The sequence below is a fragment of the Psychroserpens ponticola genome (assembly GCF_023556315.2).
GTDB classification, from domain to species: domain Bacteria; phylum Bacteroidota; class Bacteroidia; order Flavobacteriales; family Flavobacteriaceae; genus Psychroserpens; species Psychroserpens ponticola.
This window is the reverse complement of the sequence record NZ_CP116221.1, coordinates 800,590-823,752: the sequence shown is the minus strand read 5'-3', so window position 1 is coordinate 823,752 and position 23,163 is coordinate 800,590. Positions and strand designations below refer to the sequence as shown.

At 32.3% G+C, this 23,163-nt stretch carries 24 protein-coding genes and 1 tRNA gene; 15 read left to right on the top strand and 10 right to left on the bottom strand.

Annotation, left to right across the window (positions count from 1 at the left end; genetic code table 11):
* Positions 1–20 precede the first annotated feature (20 nt).
* The 3 genes from MUN68_RS03630 to MUN68_RS03620 all read right to left on the bottom strand — a co-directional run bounded on the left by MUN68_RS03630 (position 21) and on the right by MUN68_RS03620 (position 2,962).
* Entirely contained in the window at positions 21–1,211 is a 1,191-nt protein-coding gene (locus MUN68_RS03630) for a helix-turn-helix domain-containing protein (RefSeq protein ID WP_249995359.1), read from the bottom strand.
* Positions 1,212–1,395: 184 nt separating this feature from the next.
* On the bottom strand, positions 1,396–2,655 hold the full coding sequence (locus tag MUN68_RS03625; protein WP_249995358.1) for a site-specific integrase: 1,260 nt from the start codon (positions 2,653–2,655) through the stop codon (positions 1,396–1,398).
* A 232-nt stretch (positions 2,656–2,887) separates the two neighbouring features.
* Positions 2,888–2,962 (bottom strand) — tRNA-Pro (locus MUN68_RS03620).
* Between the two features lie 121 nt (positions 2,963–3,083).
* On the opposite strand from MUN68_RS03620, the gene MUN68_RS03615 reads away from it, so the two are divergent.
* The 15 genes from MUN68_RS03615 (at position 3,084) to MUN68_RS03545 (ending at position 16,580) form a co-directional block, all read left to right on the top strand.
* Positions 3,084–4,187 (top strand): PQQ-dependent sugar dehydrogenase, encoded by a 1,104-nt coding sequence (locus MUN68_RS03615; protein ID WP_249995357.1) that lies wholly within the window; start codon positions 3,084–3,086, stop codon positions 4,185–4,187.
* A gap of 102 nt (positions 4,188–4,289) precedes the next feature.
* Positions 4,290–4,898, top strand: a complete 609-nt coding sequence (gene udk / locus MUN68_RS03610) for a uridine kinase (RefSeq protein ID WP_249995356.1) — start codon at positions 4,290–4,292, stop codon at positions 4,896–4,898.
* A complete protein-coding gene (locus MUN68_RS03605) occupies positions 4,898–5,203 on the top strand; it encodes an FtsB family cell division protein (protein WP_249995355.1) in 306 nt (101 codons plus the stop codon). The genes udk and MUN68_RS03605 overlap by 1 nt, the downstream gene beginning before the upstream one ends.
* Entirely contained in the window at positions 5,196–6,575 is a 1,380-nt protein-coding gene (locus tag MUN68_RS03600; protein WP_249995354.1) for a methylmalonyl-CoA mutase subunit beta, read from the top strand. The genes MUN68_RS03605 and MUN68_RS03600 overlap by 8 nt, the downstream gene beginning before the upstream one ends.
* 11 nt (positions 6,576–6,586) lie before the next feature.
* Positions 6,587–7,234 (top strand): hypothetical protein, encoded by a 648-nt coding sequence (locus MUN68_RS03595; protein WP_249995353.1) that lies wholly within the window; start codon positions 6,587–6,589, stop codon positions 7,232–7,234.
* A gap of 18 nt (positions 7,235–7,252) precedes the next feature.
* The gene (gene scpA, locus MUN68_RS03590; RefSeq protein WP_249995352.1) at positions 7,253–9,376 is read left to right on the top strand and encodes a methylmalonyl-CoA mutase; all 2,124 of its coding nucleotides are present in this window, start codon (positions 7,253–7,255) and stop codon (positions 9,374–9,376) included.
* A gap of 22 nt (positions 9,377–9,398) precedes the next feature.
* Entirely contained in the window at positions 9,399–9,755 is a 357-nt protein-coding gene (locus MUN68_RS03585) for an RDD family protein (protein ID WP_249995351.1), read from the top strand.
* Positions 9,756–9,908: 153 nt separating this feature from the next.
* Positions 9,909–10,709 carry a hypothetical protein gene (locus MUN68_RS03580; RefSeq protein ID WP_249995350.1) on the top strand — a complete coding sequence of 267 codons (801 nt, stop codon included), beginning with the start codon at positions 9,909–9,911 and terminating at the stop codon, positions 10,707–10,709.
* A 318-nt stretch (positions 10,710–11,027) separates the two neighbouring features.
* A complete protein-coding gene (locus MUN68_RS03575) occupies positions 11,028–11,792 on the top strand; it encodes a ParA family protein (protein ID WP_249995349.1) in 765 nt (254 codons plus the stop codon).
* The gene (locus MUN68_RS03570; RefSeq protein WP_249995348.1) at positions 11,792–12,691 is read left to right on the top strand and encodes a ParB/RepB/Spo0J family partition protein; all 900 of its coding nucleotides are present in this window, start codon (positions 11,792–11,794) and stop codon (positions 12,689–12,691) included. The genes MUN68_RS03575 and MUN68_RS03570 overlap by 1 nt, the downstream gene beginning before the upstream one ends.
* Positions 12,681–13,271 (top strand): DUF5683 domain-containing protein, encoded by a 591-nt coding sequence (locus tag MUN68_RS03565; protein ID WP_249995347.1) that lies wholly within the window; start codon positions 12,681–12,683, stop codon positions 13,269–13,271. Before MUN68_RS03570 ends, MUN68_RS03565 begins: the two co-directional genes overlap by 11 nt.
* A 3-nt stretch (positions 13,272–13,274) precedes the next feature.
* A complete protein-coding gene (gene dapB, locus MUN68_RS03560; protein ID WP_249995346.1) occupies positions 13,275–13,976 on the top strand; it encodes a 4-hydroxy-tetrahydrodipicolinate reductase in 702 nt (233 codons plus the stop codon).
* A gap of 60 nt (positions 13,977–14,036) precedes the next feature.
* Entirely contained in the window at positions 14,037–15,623 is a 1,587-nt protein-coding gene (gene lepB, locus MUN68_RS03555; RefSeq protein WP_249995345.1) for a signal peptidase I, read from the top strand.
* 28 nt (positions 15,624–15,651) lie between these two features.
* On the top strand, positions 15,652–16,272 hold the full coding sequence (locus MUN68_RS03550) for a WbqC family protein (protein WP_249995344.1): 621 nt from the start codon (positions 15,652–15,654) through the stop codon (positions 16,270–16,272).
* On the top strand, positions 16,272–16,580 hold the full coding sequence (locus MUN68_RS03545) for a DUF6122 family protein (RefSeq protein WP_249995343.1): 309 nt from the start codon (positions 16,272–16,274) through the stop codon (positions 16,578–16,580). Before MUN68_RS03550 ends, MUN68_RS03545 begins: the two co-directional genes overlap by 1 nt.
* A gap of 57 nt (positions 16,581–16,637) precedes the next feature.
* On the opposite strand, the gene MUN68_RS03540 is transcribed toward MUN68_RS03545, so the two are convergent.
* The 7 genes from MUN68_RS03540 to MUN68_RS03510 all read right to left on the bottom strand — a co-directional run bounded on the left by MUN68_RS03540 (position 16,638) and on the right by MUN68_RS03510 (position 23,076).
* A complete protein-coding gene (locus MUN68_RS03540; RefSeq protein ID WP_249995342.1) occupies positions 16,638–17,660 on the bottom strand; it encodes an endonuclease/exonuclease/phosphatase family protein in 1,023 nt (340 codons plus the stop codon).
* A gap of 8 nt (positions 17,661–17,668) precedes the next feature.
* Positions 17,669–18,544 carry a rhomboid family intramembrane serine protease gene (locus MUN68_RS03535; RefSeq protein WP_249995341.1) on the bottom strand — a complete coding sequence of 292 codons (876 nt, stop codon included), beginning with the start codon at positions 18,542–18,544 and terminating at the stop codon, positions 17,669–17,671.
* Positions 18,541–19,314 carry a rhomboid family intramembrane serine protease gene (locus MUN68_RS03530; protein ID WP_249995510.1) on the bottom strand — a complete coding sequence of 258 codons (774 nt, stop codon included), beginning with the start codon at positions 19,312–19,314 and terminating at the stop codon, positions 18,541–18,543. The genes MUN68_RS03535 and MUN68_RS03530 overlap by 4 nt, the downstream gene beginning before the upstream one ends.
* A 10-nt stretch (positions 19,315–19,324) precedes the next feature.
* On the bottom strand, positions 19,325–21,184 hold the full coding sequence (gene mutL / locus MUN68_RS03525) for a DNA mismatch repair endonuclease MutL (protein ID WP_249995340.1): 1,860 nt from the start codon (positions 21,182–21,184) through the stop codon (positions 19,325–19,327).
* The gene (locus MUN68_RS03520) at positions 21,184–21,471 is read right to left on the bottom strand and encodes a riboflavin synthase subunit beta (protein WP_249995339.1); all 288 of its coding nucleotides are present in this window, start codon (positions 21,469–21,471) and stop codon (positions 21,184–21,186) included. Before MUN68_RS03520 ends, mutL begins: the two co-directional genes overlap by 1 nt.
* Positions 21,472–21,822: 351 nt before the next feature.
* Positions 21,823–22,305 (bottom strand): 6,7-dimethyl-8-ribityllumazine synthase, encoded by a 483-nt coding sequence (ribH, locus tag MUN68_RS03515; RefSeq protein ID WP_249995338.1) that lies wholly within the window; start codon positions 22,303–22,305, stop codon positions 21,823–21,825.
* 6 nt (positions 22,306–22,311) lie between these two features.
* On the bottom strand, positions 22,312–23,076 hold the full coding sequence (locus tag MUN68_RS03510) for a tetratricopeptide repeat protein (protein WP_249995337.1): 765 nt from the start codon (positions 23,074–23,076) through the stop codon (positions 22,312–22,314).
* Positions 23,077–23,163 lie beyond the last annotated feature (87 nt).

The following is a 23,163-nucleotide window of genomic DNA, read 5'->3' as shown; positions in this document are numbered from 1 at the left end:
TTAAAAAAAATTTGTCTGTACTAGTCCGAATTCGTGTTTTCGGACGCATTTAAAGATTCTTTATATTGCCTTGGTGTTATGCCTTCTAAAGTTTTAAAAGCATTATAAAACGTTGATTTAGAAGAGAATCCGGCTTCTTGTGCTAAGCCTAGAATAGAATATTGTGCAGCTTTATCTGATTGCATCAATTTTTTAAACTCATCAACACGATATTTGTTAATGAATTTATAGAAATTGGTATTTGATGCTTTATTTATTAAGACGGACAAGTCTCTTTCCTTAATTTCAAGCAAGCCTGCTAACGCATTTAAGGTTAAGTTTTGATCTTTAAATAATTTTTCTTTTTCTATTTGTTCGCAAACTTCTTGAAAATGCTCCTGTAAGCTTTCGTCATTTTCACTTTGAGGGACATCCTTATCATCTTCATTACTTACTGTTTTTTCTATATTAAAAGTAGTAGTAAATAATTGTGCTTGAAAAAAACCATTGTAGCCAACCCAATAGACAATAAAAACAGTAATTAAAGTTCCTAAAAGCGCAAATACATATCCCAATGATTCACTTTGTAATATTGCGATTTCACTTAAAATCATTGTGATATGAAATATGAATACCAGAATAATAATACTTTTTATCCAAGACATCGTTTTAGACTCTAATTCCGAAGAATAATAATTAGCAACATTTTTACTATGGCTTCTTAAAAATCTAAAAGCAATAATTATTAATGGTATAACAAAAAGAGGATAAAGAAGAATAAATATAAAATCTAAAAAGCTGTCTTCTTCTGGTTGAAAGGTATTAATTAATAAGGCAGGTAATAGTAATAATAAATACCACCTATTAAAAGATTTGTTTATTGTAATAATTATATAGATAAATAAAGAAGGGATAATTAAAAACACAAAGTCTAAGTGAAAAAAGAATGAAGCTTTTAATTCATTTATTTCTAAATAATCTATATAAATACTACTTATTTCCGTCCACCCTAAGCTTAATGCAAACAGAGCTAAAAAAACATTAGCTTTTTGATTTTTTGATTTTATCGTTAAAAACAATAAACTTATCATTATTGCAGAAAAACCAGCAAATAAATCTAAAATTATAAGTATATCAATTTCGAATTTCATTGTATAAAAGTAACTGATATTTGTGACTTGACTCCAATCTCTTGAATAGAAAAAAGTAGCTGAGAAAAGATTTGATCTCATTCTTATCTAATCATAATAATAATGTATGGATATACAACAACTGCTACGAGTTTGTTTTCTATTAAAAATTTGATACTTTTATTTAGCATTAACTTTTGGTTATTAAATAGTTAGACAATTTTATGGAATTACTTGTTTCAAGCTTAATAAATTTTAATTCAAATTGAGTGAAATTAGCTTTACATTAAATAAATTTTGATTGATTTTCTGTGTTTAATTTTCTTTTTTCGAATTTTTCTCTTAAGGTTTTCATATCATCACTTACCTTTCTCTCAATAACTTTAGCATATATTTGGGTTGTAGCGATTTTTGTATGACCTAGAAGTTTTGAAACCGTTTCTATCGGTACACCATTACTTAATGTTATTGTTGTGGCAAAAGTGTGTCTAGCAATATGAAAAGTGAGGTTCTTTTTAATTCCACATAAATCTGCAATTTCTTTTAGGTAAGAATTTAGTTTCTGATTTGAAATATTAGGGAATAATGTTTTTGTTTTTTTCGTTTTAATATGCCCTTTATATTTTTCAATTAATTCTTCAGCCATAGGTAAAACAGGAATCTTTACTTTATTGTGAGTTTTCTGTCTGCTCGTAATTATCCATCTACCGCCATCTATACCAATTGCAATATTATCTTCGTTGAGGTTCATAACATCTATATACGATAAACCTGTGTAGCAACTGAAAATAAATAAGTCTTTTACAAGTGTTAATCTCTCTATTTCAAATTCTTTCTCAATAATGTTTTGTAATTCATCTTCTCTTAAAAACTCACGTTCATTCTTAATATATGTTGGTTTGAATTTTATAAAAGGATCTTTATCTATCCATTCCATTTTATAAGCTAATGTTACCATTTTACGAAGTCGTTGAATATGCTTCATAACCGTATTATTTTCCATTTTCTTCTGATGATCCTCTGGTACATATAAACGTAGAAATTTTTCGAAATCAACCAAAAAACGAAATGTTAATTGTGATAAATACACATCTTGAGTTTTTCTTTTTTTTGTTAAGAATAACTTGATATATTTTTGAGTAGTGAAGTAGTTCTTTAAAGTACCATAAGTTAATGATTCGCTCATTTGTGTATTATGATAATCTACTAACGTTAATAAAGAATATTCTTCGTTGTCTTCGCCTAAAAAACGAGCTTTAATAGATTGAGCACAGATAAAGACTTTTTCTTTTACTAGTTCATCATGAGCTTCGTAGATTCTATTTTTAACCAGGTCTAAATATCTATTAAGTAACCGAGATTCTTGTTTATTACCTCTGGCTCTTCCTTTATTGGAATCCCATTCGGATAAAATTACTTTTCGTTTTAAACTGATATTTGCTCGTTTGCCATTTACAGTTACTCTAGCGAAAACTGAAACTAGATTATTTTTTACTCGTGTGGCATTAACCCAAAATGATAGGGCAAAGGTGGTTTGTGATTGCATAGTTGTCGTCTTTTAGTTAAACATTTTGTCAAGACGAAAGTCAAATCAACTATTTCAATTACAGTATTTTAAGTGTCTATTAGGTTCACACTTTTTGTGTTTTAAAACTGTGAACCGAATTGTGAACCGAATTAAACCATATTAATTCAATTCTTATGATAACCCAAAAACCATAAAACCTTGTAAATCATACGATTTACAAGGTTTTAATTTTCTTTGGTATTAATTTTAGTCGGGGTGGCAGGATTCGAACCTGCGACCTCCGCGTCCCAAACGCGGCGCGATAACCGGGCTACGCTACACTCCGAATGGTTATCTAAATCTTAAAAAGAAAACAACACTCTTTCCAAAATTGGATTGCAAATATATACCTTTTCTTTAAAATCTGACACATTTTATTATTAAATTTAAACTCAAAAGTTGTTTTTATGACATTTAAAAATAAATTCCTGATTCTAACTGCTCTTTATGCCGTTTTCGCTTGTGCTCAAGATAAGAATCCTAAAAATACAGAACACGAATTCGAAGTGGTTGTAAAAGATCTTAGTATTCCTTGGGGATTTACCTTTCTTCCAGACAATTCAATACTGATAACCGAAAATGAAGGCCAAATTATCCATTTTAAAGACGGAAAAAAAACTGAAATTAAAAACACACCTAAAATTTATAATCGTGGTCAAGGTGGACTTCTAGATATTGTTTTACATCCAAATTATTCAAATAATGGTTGGATTTATATCACTTATTCTTCCCCTGAAGGAAAAGATAAAGGAGGACACACAGCTTTAATGAGAGCAAAACTAAAAAACAACACACTAGTTGAAAAACAAGTATTATATAAAGCCACACCAAATACAACAAGAGGTCAACATTTTGGTTCAAGAATTGTGTTTGATGATAAAGGCTATTTGTATTTCACAATAGGTGAACGCGGAAATCGAGATGAAAATCCGCAAGATATAACTCGAGATGGCGGAAAAGTATATCGACTACATGATGATGGACGAATTCCAAGTGAAAACCCATTTATCAATACACCAAATGCTAAAAAAGCAATTTATTCATATGGTCACCGCAATCCACAAGGCATGACTATTCATCCTGAAACCAGAGAGATATGGACTCATGAACATGGACCAAAAGGAGGAGACGAAATAAATATTATTAAATCTGGCAAAAATTATGGTTGGCCAGTCATTAGTTATGGCATCAACTACATAGGAACTAAGTTTACAGATATTACTGAAAAAGAAGGCATGGAACAACCCTTACATTATTGGGATCCATCAATAGCTCCTAGCGGAATGACATTTATTACAAGTGATAAATACAAAGGCTGGGAAGGCAACCTACTTATCGGTTCTTTAAAATTCAAATATTTAGACAATTGCTATATTAAAAATGGCAAAATAATCAAAGAAGAACGTTTACTCGATGGATTAGGTCGCGTTAGATCTGTAAATCAAGGACCAGATGGTTACATTTATGTTGGAATTGAAAACTTAGGTATTGTCAAACTGATTAAAAAGTAAATGAAAATTACAATGTAGTTTTAACTGAAAATAAGTTTCAAAAATTAAACCATAAACTGCCTATAAATAATTAAATTTGTAAATACATTTTAAAAATAAATTATGCTTATCATAGGAATTGCAGGTGGAACTGGATGTGGCAAAACCACAGTCGTTAATCAAATATTAAATGAACTTCCTGAGGGAGAAGTTGGTATTATTTCTCAAGATTCTTATTATAAAGACACTTCGCATTTAAGTTATGATGAACGTATTAAAATTAATTTTGATCATCCAAGATCTATAGATTTTGAATTGCTAGAATCTCATCTAAAAGAACTCAAAAAAGGAAACGCAATTGACCAACCTGTCTATTCTTTTGTAAAGCACAATAGAACTGGAGATACCATCCATACACTTCCACGAAAGGTTATGATTGTTGAAGGTATTTTAATATTAACACATCCTGAACTTAGAGACATGTTTGACATTAAAATATTTGTGCATGCTGATAGTGATGAACGCTTGATAAGAAGACTTAAACGTGACATTACTGAACGCGGACGTGACATAAATGAAGTGTTAACGCGCTACCAAAACACATTAAAACCTATGCATCAGCAATTCATTGAACCTATGAAAGAATATGCTGATATCATTATACCTAACAATAAATATAATACAGTTGCAGTTGATATCGTAAAAACCATCATTAACGAAAAACTGAATTAATGCTTAAATATCTCAAAAACATATTTGTCATTATCATTATATTTTTTGCTGTGTGGATGCTATTTATAGACTCTAATTCATTAATGATTCACCACGAATTAAATGAAGACATCAGCGATTTAGAAAATGAAAAAGAATATTATAATAAAGAGATTGAAATAGATAAAAAAGCAATAAAAGAACTTAGCACAGAAGAAGGGATTGAAAAATTAGCGCGTGAAAAATATTACATGAAAAAAGACAATGAAGACATCTATATCATCGAATATGAAGACAGCCTAAAAACTAAGACTAACGATGAGTAAATCTTTATTTAACCAGTTTCCGGATGTTTCGTCAAAAGAATGGAAACAGAAAATACAAGCCGATCTAAAAGGAGTCGATTACAACAAAACACTTATCTGGCAAACCAATGAAGGCATCGATGTAAAACCTTTTTACCATAAAGACGAATTTAATACACTTCCTGAAGTCTCTGCTTCCGAAGTCACAAAATTTAAAATTTGCCAAACCATATTTGTTGCTAATGTTGCAAAATCAAATACTAAAGCTCTAGACATCGCTACAAGAGGTGCAGAAGCAATAAAATTCATTATTCCAACTGAAGATATTTCTATTAAAGAACTCCTGCAACACATAGATTTATCAAATATTAACCTCTATTTTGAATTACAGTTTTTATCTCCCGAATATGTAAAACGAATAAACAGCTATAAGCAACAGAATTCTTCAATTTATGTAAATACTGATATTATTGGAAAATTATCTGCTTCTGGAAATTGGTTTTCAAACCTAAAAGATGACCACAAATATTTTGATTCTATAATTTCTAGCACCAAAACACTAAGCATTAATGTATCACATTACCAAAATGCAGGCGCAAACATAACTCAACAATTAGGCTATGCTTTAGCTCACGCTAATGAGTATTTAAATCATTTTGACAATACACTAGATAACAATTCAAAAGAGCAATTAAATGTTATTTTTAACGTCTCCATAGGTACAAATTACTTTTTCGAAATCGCAAAACTTCGAGCATTGAGAATCCTATGGAAAAGCCTAGCTTCTCAATATGGCGTAAATACTGAATGTCACATTTTCGCTACACCATCTATACGAAACAAAACCATTTACGACTACAACACAAATTTACTTAGAACGACTACAGAATGTATGAGTGCAATTCTTGGAGGTGCTAACACTGTAAATAATCTAGCTTACGATGCTGTATATCACAAAGACAATGAATTTAGCGAACGTATTGCTAGAAATCAATTACTCATTCTTAAGCATGAAAGTTATTTCAATGCCGTAAATAATCCAGCAGATGGAGCCTATTATATTGAATCGTTAACTGCACAAATTTCTGAAAAAGCTTTAGACCTTTTTAAAGATATTGAAGCAAATGGCGGATTTCTAAACCAACTTAAAGAAGGAACCATTCAAAGAAAAATTAAAGAAAGCGCTGCAAAAGAACAAAAGCAATTTGACGAAGGAGAACTTGTATTATTAGGCACAAATAAGCATCCAAATAAAGAAGACATTATGCATTCTGAAATAGAATTATATCCGTTTTTAAAAACAAACCCAGTCAAAACATTAGTTGAACCTATAATCAATAAAAGACTATCTAACGCTCTGGATGAAAACAGATTAAATAAAGAAAAATTATAAAATCTACTACAATGAAAACACGATTTATTTATTTTGTAATATGTTTAATTCTTGTCAATTGCAAAGAACCTCAACCTAAATTAATCTTTAATTATTCCGACAAGCCAATGGTTCTAAATTGCAACAATGAATACACAAATTTACTCAACGAAGCCCTACATAATTTCGAAGCAACTCTAACAGAACATTACGGAAACAATAAAACAAACATAAGCAGTATAAACAATGCTTATCGCGACTTTCTAAAAGAAAGCACTATTAATGCCACAAATTACAACAACATTGCCAACCAACATTCTCTAGATATTTTTGAAGCTCTCAAAAACATAGATGGCTTATGGATTACAAAAAACAATCAACTTTCCCTTAATTATAAGCATGAAATATTTAGCTGTATTGGAAATAACATTTCAGATAAAGATTTAAAAACTACTTTTAATGCGTTGTTATCAACAAACAGCATGAGCATAAGAATGCTAAAAGATCTATTTTTAACAAGAAGCCATATATTTAACAAAGACAAATACTTAGCAACTTATGTCGCATTAGAGCTATATTACTCAAAGCTTTCCAATGTAGATTTAACAAAAAAAGAGGAAAAACCATTAGACACAACTAAAGACACAAAAGACCCTCACGCTGGACATAATCACGATTAGAGAACCACATCTATTCAAATGAAAAGAAGAAACATTCAACATATTAAAATAGATCAGGAGCCAAATCACAATGCAGATAACTCTAAAGGCAATTTTCATACTGCGGAAGATATTGACATCAAATCAACATACTCTAAAGCAGACCTTAAAAACCTAGAGCATTTAAATTTCGTCGCTGGTATCACTCCTAATCTTCGTGGACCATACTCAACAATGTATGTTCGCAGACCTTGGACAATTAGGCAATATGCAGGTTTTTCAACAGCCGAAGACAGTAACGCCTTTTACAGACGCAACCTTGCTGCTGGACAAAAAGGACTATCTGTCGCTTTCGATTTAGCCACACACAGAGGCTACGATTCAGATCATGAACGTGTGGTTGGCGATGTTGGAAAAGCTGGCGTAGCCATTGATAGTGTTGAAGACATGAAAATTCTCTTCGATCAAATTCCGTTAGATAAAATGTCGGTTTCCATGACTATGAATGGCGCAGTATTACCCATTATGGCGTTTTATATTGTTGCCGCTGAAGAACAAGGCGTAAAACCCGAACAACTAGCTGGCACGATTCAAAATGACATTCTGAAAGAGTTCATGGTAAGAAACACTTACATCTATCCTCCAACACCTTCAATGAAAATCATTTCTGATATTTTTGAATACTCGAGCAAGAACATGCCGAAATTCAATAGTATCAGTATCTCTGGCTACCACATGCAAGAAGCTGGCGCAACTTGTGACATTGAATTAGCATACACTTTAGCCGACGGATTAGAATACATCAAAAAAGGACTCGCAGCAGGAATGGACATCGACACCTTCGCTCCTCGCCTATCTTTCTTTTGGGCTATTGGCATGAACCATTTTATGGAAATTGCCAAAATGCGAGCAGCCAGAATGCTATGGGCAAAAATCGTAAGCCAGTTTAACCCTAAGAATCAAAAATCTTTGGCTTTACGAACGCATTGCCAAACGTCTGGATGGAGCTTAACAGAACAAGACCCGTTTAACAACGTAGCACGAACTACTATTGAAGCTGCTGCAGCTGCTTTTGGCGGCACACAAAGTCTACATACCAACGCTTTAGATGAAGCTATTGCATTACCAACCGATTTTTCAGCTAGAATAGCGAGAAACACTCAAATATTTTTACAAGAGGAAACAGGAATCACTAAAACCGTTGACCCTTGGGCTGGAAGTTATTATGTCGAAAAATTAACGCACGATATCGCTCAAAAAGCATGGACTCTTATTGAAGAAGTTGAAGAACTTGGCGGAATGACAAAAGCCATTGAAGCTGGCATTCCTAAATTAAGAATTGAAGAAGCTGCTGCACGAAAACAAGCGAGAATAGATTCTAATCAAGACATTATTGTTGGCGTCAACAAATACCGCTTAGAAGAAGAAGATCCAATTTCCACATTAGAAGTCGATAATCAAACTGTTAGAAACGGACAAATAAAACGCCTAGATCACATCAAAGCGACTAGAAACACTGAAGCTGTTGAAAAATCTCTTAAAAATTTAACCAAAGCTGCAAAAACAGGAACAGAGAATTTGTTAACTTTAGCAGTAGAAGCCGCTCGAAACAGAGCAACTCTAGGCGAAATTAGCGATGCTTTAGAAACCGAATTTGGCAGATATAAAGCGCAAATTAAATCATTTTCAGGCGTGTATAGTAAAGAAATAAAAGACGATAAAAGTTTCCAGAAAGCAAGAGCATTAGCTGACCAATTTGCAGAACAAGATGGTCGCAGACCTAGAATCATGATTGCCAAAATGGGACAAGATGGTCATGACAGAGGCGCAAAAGTTGTTGCTACTGGTTATGCAGATGTTGGCTTTGATGTAGATATTGGCCCACTCTTTCAAACACCAAAAGAAGCAGCCAAACAAGCTGTAGAAAATGATGTGCACATTTTAGGCGTATCATCCTTAGCTGCAGGACACAAAACACTCGTGCCTCAAGTAATAGGTGAGCTTAAAAATTATGGTCGTGAGGACATCATGGTGATCGTTGGAGGCGTCATACCAAAGCAAGATTATCAATATTTATTTGATGCTGGAGCTGTTGCAGTTTTTGGACCTGGAACTAAAATTAGCGATGCAGCGATTCAAATTTTGGAGATTTTGATTGATTAAATATTCGAAAACAAAAACGATAATGAGCACTATTGACAAATCAACTCGATTAACCAATTATATAATCGATTTGTTTGTAATTTATATTCTCTTTTTTGTCTTTTCTATAATAGAAAATAGTTATCATACAAATTATCTTGCTCTACACACAATCATGTTTTCTTATTACTCAATACTAGAAATTACTACATCTCAAACTTTAGGTAAAATGATTACAAAAACCAAAGTTGTAACAAAAAATGGACACAAACCTCATTTCTTTAAGATTATAATTAGATCACTAGCCAGAGTCATACCTTTTGATGCACTTTCTTATTTGTTTGGTAGTGAAAACGGAATGCACGACTCCGTTTCAAATACAAGGCTTGTTAAGAAATAAATATTTATTAAGCTGCACATTTTTTGAATTTCACAAAATATATTTCAAAAAGGCAGCTACACTAATAATCAGCAGACCACTGTAAATGGACTAATAAAAATAATATCAAGCACAAATATCATATATAAAGAAAATACAGATTCAAAAGAAATAATGTTTTCTGCTGAAACTGTTAAAAACTTCACTTTAGAAGAACCTTTTAAAGAGTTCGTAAGCCTTAGTGTTGATAATAAAGCTTCGTTTTTCGAATACATCATTAATGCAAGTACTTCTTTATTTATTTCTGATGACATCTATTTTATAAATGACCAAACTAACGGATTGAAAAAATTAGAAATTAAAAAAATTCAAAAATCTACAGATCAAGGCGTCTTTGAAAGCACAATAAATAGCTATGTTGGCATCTTAAGTTATTACGCCAAAAACTGTCAAGAATTACAAACAGAAGCAAACTCCGTAAAGTACAATCGTAAGAGCCTATCAGACTTTGTAATTAAACTGAATAAATGTAATAATGCTGAAGTTAAAGATTATTCTACTGATAAATCTGTTGTAAATCTACTAGAAGTTGGTATTACGCTTGGTGGGAATTATGCAACTTTTGAAGACACACGTAATAATGGATACAAAACTAGTGGTGCTGATTTCGGACCGAGTTTCGGTGCATTTATTAGTTTTTCTCCAAACATAACTAAATACAATCTATCCTTTCTATTTGGTGTTGAGTATAATCAGAAAAAAGTAGATTATAATTATGAAGAACCTAATTTTTTCGGACCTAGATCTGTGTTACATGATGCAAATGTAGTTGAACCATACCTTGTGGCTACATACCAACCTTTCCACAATAAACAAGGCCTTTTAAGTCCATATATAGGTTTAGGTACATCTTATGGATTTACATTAAAACACGATATTGAAGTCAAAGATATCTTCTCAGAAGAAATCTACTAAAGAGATATTGACCAATCATTTTCTTTACTTTTTAAAGTTGGAACTTTTATAAATATTAATAAAAACAAATTCTTGCTTGAATTGGTTTTTTCTAATTACAGTTACCAGACTTCAGGAAGCGCAGAAGACTATGGTGGTAATTTCCAAGTCAAAATAGGTTACATCTTCAACCTTAAAAAATAAACGATAAAACAGCTTTTAAAAACCGCTTTAATTTAAATTAAAGTGGTTTTTTTATTTAAATACCTGTTAACAACTTCCACTTCCAAAAGTCGTAAATAATCGTATTTTTACACTTCATAAATACCAAATCAATTAATGGGTAAAATCATTGCAATAGCCAATCAAAAAGGTGGTGTTGGTAAAACAACAACTTCCGTAAACCTTGCAGCTTCTCTAGGTGTATTAGAAAAAAAAGTGTTGCTTATTGATGCAGATCCTCAAGCTAATGCAACTTCTGGCCTTGGAATAGATGTTGAAAGTGTTGAAACTGGTTCTTACCAATTACTAGAACACACAGCTTCAGCTGAAGATTGTATTGTAACAACCAATTCACCTAATGTAGATATTATTCCTGCACATATAGACTTAGTCGCTATTGAAATTGAATTAGTCGATAAAGACGAGCGTGAATACATGCTTAAAAAGGCTATAACGCACTTAAAATCTTCTTACGACTATATCTTGATTGATTGCGCACCTTCTTTAGGACTATTAACGTTGAACGCATTAACAGCTTCAGATTCTGTAATTATTCCTATTCAATGTGAGTATTTTGCGCTTGAAGGTCTAGGTAAATTATTAAACACCGTTAAAAGTGTTCAAAAGATTCATAATGTAGACTTAGATATTGAAGGCATGTTGCTCACGATGTTTGACCAACGTTTACGTTTATCTAATCAAGTGGTTGAAGAAGTCCAAAAACACTTTACTGACATGGTTTTCAAAACCATTATACAGCGTAATGTGCGTTTAGGAGAAGCACCAAGTTATGGCGAAAGTATTATTAAATATGATGTCAGTAGTAAAGGTGCTTCAAATTATTTAAGTTTAGCAAAAGAAATTATTAATAAGAACGCATAATGGCGAAGGCAACAAAAAAACAAGCATTAGGTCGAGGACTTTCAGCACTTTTGAAAGATCCTTCGAACGATATTAATTCTGTTAAAGATAAAAATGCCGACACCATCATTGGAAATATTGTTGAGCTTGATATTGAAGCCATCGACATTAACCCGTTTCAGCCTCGTACTAATTTCAACGAAGAAACTTTACGCGAATTAGCATCTTCTATTAGAGAATTAGGAGTTATTCAACCTATAACTGTTAGAAAACTAGAGTTTAATAAATTTCAATTGGTGTCTGGTGAGCGTCGTTTTAGAGCTTCAAAACTCATCGGATTAAAAACTATTCCTGCTTACATTAGAATTGCAAACGATCAGGAATCACTAGAAATGGCTTTGGTAGAAAATATCCAAAGACAAGATCTTGATCCTATTGAAATTGCACTCTCCTACCAACGCTTAATTGATGAAATTAAATTAACTCAAGAGCAAATGAGCGAACGTGTTGGTAAAAAACGCTCAACTATTGCTAACTATTTACGGTTACTAAAACTAGATCCGATTATTCAAACTGGAATGCGTGATGGTTTTATTTCAATGGGCCATGGTAGAGCTATCATCAATATTGAAGATCAAAACATACAACTTGATATTTATGAAAAGATAATAACCGATAAGCTTTCTGTTAGAGACACAGAGCAATTGGTTAAAAACTTTCATAACACAAATATTATAAAGTCAGCTAAAAAAGAAGAGCTTCCGAAGTATATCAAAAAAGGAGTCAAAGAATTTTCAGAATACTTTGGACACAAAATTAACGTTAAGGTATCAAAGAATGGTAAAGGTCAAATTACAATTCCGTTTCATTCTGAAGAAGATTTTAACCGCATAAAAAAACTTGTCAAAAGTGCCAAATAAGCATATTTATCTCATTGGTTTTCTTTTCTTTTTTGGCTTCAACACATTTGCCCAAAACAAGAAAGCGAACGACAGTTTAGGAATCGACAATGACCTTATGGTCGTTATGGATACCATCGCACGCAAACCAATTGACATTCTTGCGCCTACAAAAGCCGCTTTCTATTCGGCAGTGTTACCTGGCCTAGGGCAAGCTCGTAATAAAAAATACTGGAAAATACCTATCATATATGCAGCCCTTGGAACTGGTGTCTATTTCTATTCCGTAAACAACAAAGAATATAATCGTTATAGAGACGAATACAAACGTCGTTTAGCTGGCAAAGACGCATCAGATGGAGAATTCCCTCAAGTTAGCAACGAAGGATTAATAAACGCACAACAAACCCTTAAGCGAAGAAAAGAACTTTCTCTATTAATAACCATTGGCATATATGCTTTAAATATTATAGACGCTAACGTTGATGCACATTTATTGCAATATAATGTCGATCGAAACTTAGCTATTAAACCGCATTTCCAATATAACGAAATGGAGAATTCTTCAGACCTAGGACTCACACTCAACTTTAAATTCTAAACCATGAACATTGCGTTATTGGGTTACGGAAAAATGGGCAAAGCAATTGAAAACATTGCTATTAAAAGAGGTCACCATATTGTATTGAAGGTTTCAAGAGACACTAGCGATTACGTATTCGATAATATTGATGTTGCTATCGATTTCAGTTTACCTTCTTCAGCTTTTGAAAACATAAGCAACTGTATTCGCAATAAAATTCCTGTAATATCAGGAACTACAGGATGGCTAGAAAAATATGATGATATTGTATCGCTTTGCAAAACTCATAATGGTACATTTTTATATGCATCAAATTTTAGTTTAGGTGTCAATATCTTTTTTGAGGTGAATAAAACTTTGGCAAAATTGATGACTGGCTTACCACAATACAAAGTCAGTATTGAAGAAATACATCATATCCAAAAACTAGATGCGCCTAGCGGAACTGCCATTTCATTAGCGAATGAGATTATTAGTCAATCAGACTACAAAAATTGGACACTAGAGCCACCAAAACCAAAAGAGATTGGTATTTTAGCAAAACGAATTGAAAACGTTCCTGGAACGCATGAAATCAATTATGAATCTGATGTAGATTGTATTTCAATTAAACACACAGCTCACAGTAGAGAAGGTTTTGCCCTTGGTGCTGTTATTGCAGCAGAATGGATTCATGACAAAACCGGAGTTTACACAATGAAAGACGTGTTAAACATTGGTTAATTTGTAATTTATGAGTAACGTTTTAAAATATTTTTCAACCAACAACACAAACAACATATTATGACGATAACACAGTGGTTAATTTTCATCTTGATAATTCAAGTTATTCACGGACTTGGGACATGGAAGCTATACGTAAAAGCTGGACGACAAGCTTGGGAAGCTTTTATTCCAGTATACAATTCAGTAATCTTAATGAAAATCATCAATAGAGCTTGGTGGTGGACCATCTTATTATTTGTACCAATTGTCAACCTCATTATGCTTCCTGTAGTTTGGGTTGAAACTGCTAGAAGTTTTGGAAAAAACACATATCAGGATACGTTTCTAGCTGTTATCTCTTTAGGATTTTATAATTTTTATCTCAACTATGTCGCTGACGTAACTTATATAGAAAATAGAGATTTACATCCTAAATCAAATTCTGGAGATTGGGTAAGTTCCATTTTATTTGCCATCGTAGCTGCTACAATTGTGCATACGTATTTTATTCAACCATTTACAATTCCTAGTTCTTCTTTAGAAAAATCGTTATTGGTTGGTGATTTTCTTTTTGTTAGTAAATTTCATTATGGAGCCAGAATACCTATGACTACTGTTGGAGCTCCAATGGTTCATGATACAATTCCGGTTATAAAAAGCAAATCATACCTTTTTGATGACCGTTTTGATAAAAGAAAAACTTCATGGAAAAACAAACTTCAAATACCCTATTTGAGACTACCAGGTTTTGAAGATATAGAACGGAATGATATTGTCGTATTTAATCAACCTGCAGACACCTTGCTAAATATGAACATCTTTACGCCAGACAGGAATTATTACAAACCTATAGATAAAAAAACAAATTTAGTAAAACGATGTGTTGGTATACCTGGTGATTCTCTTGAAGTAAGAAATGGTTATGTATATATAAATGGTAAGAAAAATGAACTACCAGATCGTGCTAAATTACAATTCTCTTATGACATTGAATTTAAAGGAAATATATCGAGTAACGAACAAGTGTATGCCATTCTAAAAAGATATGATATTACTGATGGTATTGGTTTTGATTCTAGAAGCGAGACTTATTATGTTCAAGCAACTGAAGAAGCTGCTTCTAAAGCTAAAAACCATCCCAATATAGCTAAGCTAACTCGCAGAAAAACTGACAAAGGCGTAGATGGCAATTTATTTCCTCGAGACGCTCAATACCCTTGGAACTACGACAATTTTGGCCCTTTATATATTCCAAAAGAAGGTGTTACAGTAGATTTAAACATTGAAGTCCTTCCTTTATACAAACGATTAATTTCGGAATATGAAGGAAATGATTTAAAAACTAATGGCAACCAAATTCTTATCAACGGTAAGCCTTCAACTTCATACACTTTTAAACAAAATTATTACTGGATGATGGGTGATAATCGCCATAACTCTGTAGATGCTAGAGCTTGGGGATTTGTACCTTTTGATCATGTTGTTGGTAAGCCAGTTTTTATTTGGATGAGTTGGGACGGACTTAAAAATCCACGTTGGGAACGTTGGTTCACTACTGTTGGAGGAAGTGGAAAAGCTACATCATATTTTATTCCGTTCTTAGTATTATTGTTTGGTGGTCTTGGCTTCAATAAATTGAGAAAAAGAAGAAAAGCGAATAGCTAATTAGATTTTTTTAATTCTAAACAGACTAATGAAGGTCCTAATACATCCTACATATTTTCCGAGCATTGCTCATTTTGTAGCGATGGTGAATGCAGAAAAACTTGTGTTCGAAATTAGTGACAACTACCAAAAACAAACATATAGAAACCGAGCAACTATTTTTGGAGCTAATGGTAAATTAGACCTAAATGTTCCTGTACATTATACTCAAAAAAATCGTCAACTCTATAAGAACGTTGCCATTTCGAATATTGATAATTGGCAAGATCTACATTTAAAGTCTTTAGAATCTGCATATAGTGCTTCACCTTTTTTTGAATTCTATATCGATGATTTAAAACCTTTATTTAAAACTGAAGCAAATACTATTATGGACTTTAACTTTAAGTGTATAAAAACTATTTTTGAGTGCCTTCAGCTACCTTTTGAACACGAAACAACGGAGCATTTTGATAAAGAACCTAAAAACACTCTAGATGCTAGACCTTTGGCTAATAGTAGAAAAGAGACAGTGCAAAACTTCAAATCGTATGCTCAAGTATTTGATGATAAACATGGTTTTCTAAACAACTTAAGTATTTTAGATTTATTATTTAATGAAGGACCAAACTCAATTATATATTTAGAATCTCAAAAGCTAAACTTGTAATGTATCAATCGATTGTTCATTACGGAATTCATTTTTTATTGCCTTTAATCATAGCACTTATATGTTTTAAAGCACAATGGAAATTCGCATATATAATAATGATTAGCACAATGCTAATAGATTTAGATCATCTTTTGGCAACACCTGTTTTTGATCCTAATCGCTGTAGTATTAATTTTCATCCACTACACTCCTACTACGCTATTGGCATTTATGTTCTGTTGTCAACACTAAAAAAAACAAGAATTTTAGGAATTGGTTTTTTAATTCACATCTTAGCTGATGCTATGGATTGTTGGATGATGTAAAATGGTTGTTGGCAAAAACCTTACTTTTTATAGAATAATCCATTTGACTAAATATAATTAATTTTCCAGTTTCAACTTAGCCATTACAGGATAATGGTCGGATAATTTAACGTCATAAGTTTTAAATGAATTCACTTTAAAGCTATTGTCAACAAGTACGAAATCAATTCTAACGGGAAAGAATTTAAAATCAAATGTTCGTCCGAAACCATTTCCAGCTTCTTTAAATGCATCTTTAAGGTTTCCTTTTATCTCTTTATAGACGTAAGAATAAGCTGTATTATTAAAGTCACCACAAATAATCATTTTATAAGGACATTGCTTTTTATGCTTTAAAAAAAGCTCTGCTTGAAATTGTTGCATTTTAAACGTACTGCTCACACGCTTAAATAAATTTTCAGAATCCTCATTCTTTAACTTTTCAACAGTTGGATCAATTCCTAATGACTGTAAATGCACATTGTAAATTCTAATGGTATCAGAACCTTTTACAACATCTGCAAAGATGGCATTATTAGAAGTGTTTGGGAACTCAATAGAACCCGATTTTATAATGGGAAACTTAGTAAAAATTGCTTGTCCGTTTTTCACTTTATTTCCAGATAGTTCTTCATATTTATAATAGCCTTCTAGGTCCACTTCAGCATCTGGTCTATACTCTTGAATACACAATATATCTGGTTGTTTTTCAGCAATAAAATTCGAAACATCTAGCTTTACATTGGTGCCTTTAATCCATTCAAACACATTAAATAAACGAACATTATAATTCATAACAGAAAGGTTCTCATTATCATCTACATTTTTAGAAGAAGAAAATTTATACAATGAGAACACGTGATTATAACCAATAGCAAGCACGAATAGAGATAGCATGATTTGCCGTTTAATATTGAGCAACCAATACACCGCAAATAAAATATTGATAATTATCAACGCTGGAACAGCAAGGCTTAGAACAGATAAAAAAGCAAATTGTTTTGGAGCCATAAATGGTAAGACATAAGATAATAACAAAGCAAATGCCATCAATGAATTGACGACAAATATTAACTTGTCAAAACCTTTAAGATTTTTCATTTAAACACCTAATCTTTACCTGCTTTAAATAGGAATGTCTTTTCCTCATTGGTTAGACTTTCATAACCACTCTTACTTATTTTATCAAGAATAAGGTCAATCTTTTTTTGATTATTAAACTCATTAAACTGTTCTTTATTATGACCAGCAAACGGTTTTTTTTTATTTCTATGTACCGTTTTTAATGGTGACTTCGGTTTAAACACATTTGAAATCACATCCATAAACTGCCCAAAGCCTTTACCAATATCAGTCCCTTTAAGCAATTGTGTAGCATATAAATATCCTAGAAAACTACCGCCTAAATGTGCTATTTTACCTCCTTGATTAGCTCCAAAAAGCCCAATAAAATCAATTAAAACAATAGCCAAACCAATATGCCACAATTTAATTGTTATTGCAAAAAATTTAGTTTCACGATTCGGCATATAAGCACATAAAAAAATAAGTAAAGCATTCACTCCTGCAGATGCACCAACTAATGCTCCTACTGTATCAGAAAAGCTATCTGGCATTATATTATACACAGCTAAGTAAGCCAATGCTCCTGCTATTATACCAAGGAAGTATATATTTAGGGATTGTTTTTTTGGAAACAAATTCACCATAGTCCTTGAAATAAAATACAGAACAATCATATTAAATAATAAATGGAAAGGTCTGTAATGTATAAAGCCATACGTAATGATCGACCAAGGCTGCGCTATAAAATCAAAGATATCTTTAGGCAATTCAAACCAAGATAGTGTATCTACTCTAGGCGTTTTTAGAAATACCTTAAGCAACCAGCTTGTAAAAAAAACTAAAACATTTACAGCAATAATCTTTTCAAAAACATTAAGGTGTTTTAGCTTGTCTTTTATGTCGTATGCTAACGAGGTCATCGATCCCAACGATTTTGATTAAACTGATTTTTTTTCCAGTACCACATGATAATAAATCCGGTTATAGCACCACCAATGTGAGCCATATATGCGGTGTTACTTGGGCTAAAGAACGACTGACCAGTTACCGCAGAAATAACATCTAAAAGAATAATTCCAGGAATAAAGTACTTGGCTTTTATAGGTATTGGCAAGAAAATCAACATAAGTTTAGCTTCTGGATTCATCATACCGAAAGCTGCTAGAATTCCCATAATACAACCTGATGCTCCAACCATGGAAGCGTTATAAATTGGATATAATTTATTCAACTGTGCCTCTTGTATATCTGTAGTCTGGAAATTCCATTTTCCAGTATTCATAATATCATTAATGGTATCAATTGAAAGTCCTGAAGCTTGCAATTCTGAAAAAGTTGGTAAATAATTAAAGTAATAATATCCTAATTGAAATAATACAGCTCCAAATCCTGCAGACATATATATAAATAAGAATTTCTTACTTCCCAATTGTGATTCAACTGCAGTTCCAAACATCCATAACGCAAACATATTAAACAAAAGATGTGTAATACTTAAATTTTGCAAATTTGCTCCTCCATGCATAAACATATGTGTAATAATTTGCCATGGCTGAAACAATTCATTCTGTGGAAAATATAATGCAAACCATCTATAAAATAACTCGCCATTACCAACAAACAATGTCCCAATGAACATTATAACATTAATAATAATTAAATGTTTTACCGTATCTGTAATACCTCTCATCATAAATTAATTACATAAATTTTTTATCAAAATCATCTACACTCATGGTAATAAATGTAGTTCTATTGGTTGGCGAAACTGAAGGTTCCTTACAAGCGAATAAGCTATTTACCAAATGTTCCTGCTCCATATTTGATAAAGATTGTCCACCTTTAATAGCTAAACTTTTAGACAATGATTTAGCAAGCAAATCAGTGGAGCTAAAATTACTATCTGGTACTTCTTGTTCGGCATCACTGATAAGCTGTTCTAAAATGATGGACACTTCACTTTCAGGCACATTTACAGGAACACCTGTGATTTCAATGGTCGTGTCTTCAAATTTAGAGAACACAAATCCTGTATGTTCTAAATCTTCTTTTAAGCGTAGTAATAATTCCATTTCAGAAGATGAAAATTGCAATTGCAATGGGAATAATAGCTGCTGACTTATCGCTTCTTTCCGCATCGTATGCTTTAATAAACCTTCATAAAGCACACGTTGATGCGCTCGATGTTGATCTAAAATCAGCATACCAGATTTAATTGTGCTAATTATATATTTATTGTGTAACTGATATGTTCTTTGTTTAGTTTCAATAGAACTATTCTCCTTAAAAAGGGATTCATTCTCTGGCTGACTCTCAAACTCAACTTCTCTAAACTCCTGTGTAGATTTTGTGCCTTTACTTTCAAGTCCAACATACAAACTTTCCCATTGTGCAGCAGGTTCTTTTTTATATGGCATTGAAAAACTACTAGATTTACTTGGCGATTTTTCCTCTTGGAAGGGATTAAAACTTCGATCTACTTCAACGGTTGGATTAGACACTTTTTTCCTTTCAAAATCGTAAGGTGTATCAAGATTTTTGTCACGATCAAAATCTAAAACTGGAGCAATATTAAACTGTCCTAGACTATGCTTCACAGAGGAACGCAAAATTGCATATAGTGTATGTTCATCATCGAACTTAATTTCAGTTTTAGTTGGATGAATATTTATATCTATTGTTTTTGGATCGACAGTTAAGTTTAGGAAATAACTTGGATGACTTCCATCTTTCATCAGGCCTTCAAATGCAGCATTAATAGCATGATTGAGGTAAGCACTTTTAATGAATCGGTTATTAACAAAGAAAAATTGTTCGGTTCTTGTTTTTCTAGAAAACTCAGGTTTACCAACAAAACCAGAGACTTTTAAAACTTCAGTTTCTTCTTCTACAGGTACTAATTTCTCATTAGTTTTACCTCCAAAAATATTGACAATACGCTGTCTATAATTACTTTTAGGAAGGTTAAAACTTTCACTTCCGTTATGAAACATTGTAAAGGAGATATCAGGATGTGCTAAAGACACACGATGAAATTCATCAATAATATGCCTTAACTCTACATTGTTCGATTTCAAAAAATTTCGTCTTGCAGGAATATTGAAAAACAAATGCTTCACAGCAATCGACGTTCCTTTTGGAGTTACAACAACTTCTTGGGATTTTATTTCACTACCTTCAATTTCAATTTGAGTACCTAGCTCATCTTGTTCTTGTTTGGTTTTTAATTCTACATGCGCAATTGCAGCAATACTGGCAAGAGCTTCGCCACGAAATCCTTTAGTATTTAAACTGAATAAATCTTCGGCAGAACGAATTTTAGAAGTTGCATGACGTTCAAAACTTAATCGAGCATCTGTTGTACTCATCCCTTTACCATCGTCAATGATTTGAATTAACGTTTTTCCAGCATCTTTAATAATTAGCTTTATAAATGTTGAACCTGCGTCAATAGCATTTTCAAGTAATTCTTTAACCACAGAAGCTGGACGCTGTACGACTTCGCCTGCTGCGATTTGGTTAGCAACATGATCTGGTAAAAGTTGAATAATGTCTGCCATTAGCTATTTGAATAGAAAATAGAGAGATCAAAATCTATAACAAATAAGAACACCAAAATTAAAATACCAATAATTATCATGATACGACTATTAGCACCTGATTTATCATCGTTGTATTTATAATCCTCAATAGCATTATTAAGCTTTGTCTTAAGACCTTTATGATTTGTCACAGTTACACGATACTCATCAAACTTATGTTTAAGTTCATAAGGACTCCCTTCACCTTTATAATAGCGAGGAGTGTAACTATACTTTTTATTTTTACGTGTGTTTAGAATTCCCATAATTATGATATTTCGTAATGAGTTAATATAAACCAAACCGCAATTATCATTCCTAAACCAATTAATAGCATTACTAATTTATTCGAGGATTTACTTGAGTATTTACCTTGATTTCTTACAGTTTTCCATTGCGATTTGATATTATTATCTGAATTGCTTTTGGAATCTCTAAGATGCCTAGGTATATAACTGAAGCGTTTATTTTTTTGTTGCTGAAATAAGCTCACTACAAAACCTAATAGATGTTATATCTCAAAAGTACTGAATTTACAAGGAAATATAAGTTTTGAAGTCTTAAAAATTGTTAACAATAATGAAGTTGGCAAGTGAGTTAAAACCAGTTAAATAAACTTACTTCAAGTTTAGATCTGCCATTTTAATTGCAGCAATAGCTGCTTCTGTACCTTTATTACCATGTTTACCTCCAGAACGATCTATAGATTGCTGCATGTTATTATCGGTTAACACACAAAAAATCACAGGAGTGTTAGTGGTCAAATTTAAGTCTTTAATGCCTTGAGTGACACCATCACAGACAAAATCGAAGTGTTTTGTTTCGCCTTGAATCACACAACCAATAGCAATAACAACATCTACATTTTGTTCTATCATTTTTTTTGAGCCATAAATTAACTCAAAACTTCCTGGCACATCCCATTTAATGACATTTTCAGGTAATGCTCCACAATCTAATAAAGCATCTAAAGCCCCTTTAAAAAGTCCGTTTGTCACATTATCATTCCATTCTGAAACAACAATCCCAAACCGAAAATCTTTCGCGTTTGGGATTGTGCTTTTATCGTAATTAGATAAGTTATGGTTTGCAGTAGCCATAGTATATTAGTTCTTTGCCTCTGCTCTTCCTATAAAGACATCAATATTCGTAGCTTCAGCAGCGCTTGAAAATTCTTCTTTTATTCTTTTGAAATATCCCAAAGCTTTATCAGCTTGTCCAAGTCCTAAAGCAACATTAGCAGCTTTAAACAAATACATTGGTGTAGTATACTCATTTGTTGAACCAGCAATAGCTTTTTCATAATAACCTAAAGCATCTTCAGGCTGATTTAATTGAACAAATGCATCACCAATTCCTCCTTTAGCAACAGGTCCTAAAACTGCATCATCAGTTTTAAAATCACTTAAGTGCTTCACAGCATTTGTATAATCTTTAAGATTTAAGTATGCTATTCCTGCATAATAGTTAGCTAAATTTCCAGCTCGTGTACTACCATATTCGCTAACAATATCTAACATACCATATTTTCCTTCTCCACCTGCAAGTGCTAGATTATATAATGAATCTTTAGCAGTTCCATTAACCGCTTCCTCAAAATATTTTTGAGCTGTGAACATTTCATTCATAGCTTCGTCTGCTTTAGGTTCGGCTATAAATTTATTATACCCTAAGTAACCTAAAACTATAACAGCAGCAAGACCAATTAATATGAAAATATTCTTCTGATTCTTAACAGCCCAATCTTCAGCTTTAGAAGCTCCTTCATCCAAGGTATTAAAAACTTCAGCAGTTGTTGAGTTTTCTTCGATAGCCTCAACTTTCTCTTCTTTAGTTTTTGGTTTGTAACCTCTTTTCTTATATGTTGCCATAATTCTATATTTGTGCCCGCAAAAATAAAATTTTTATTGGGATTTAAAAGGTAAATTATTTGTTATTTTTACTTCTTCTTACTTTAA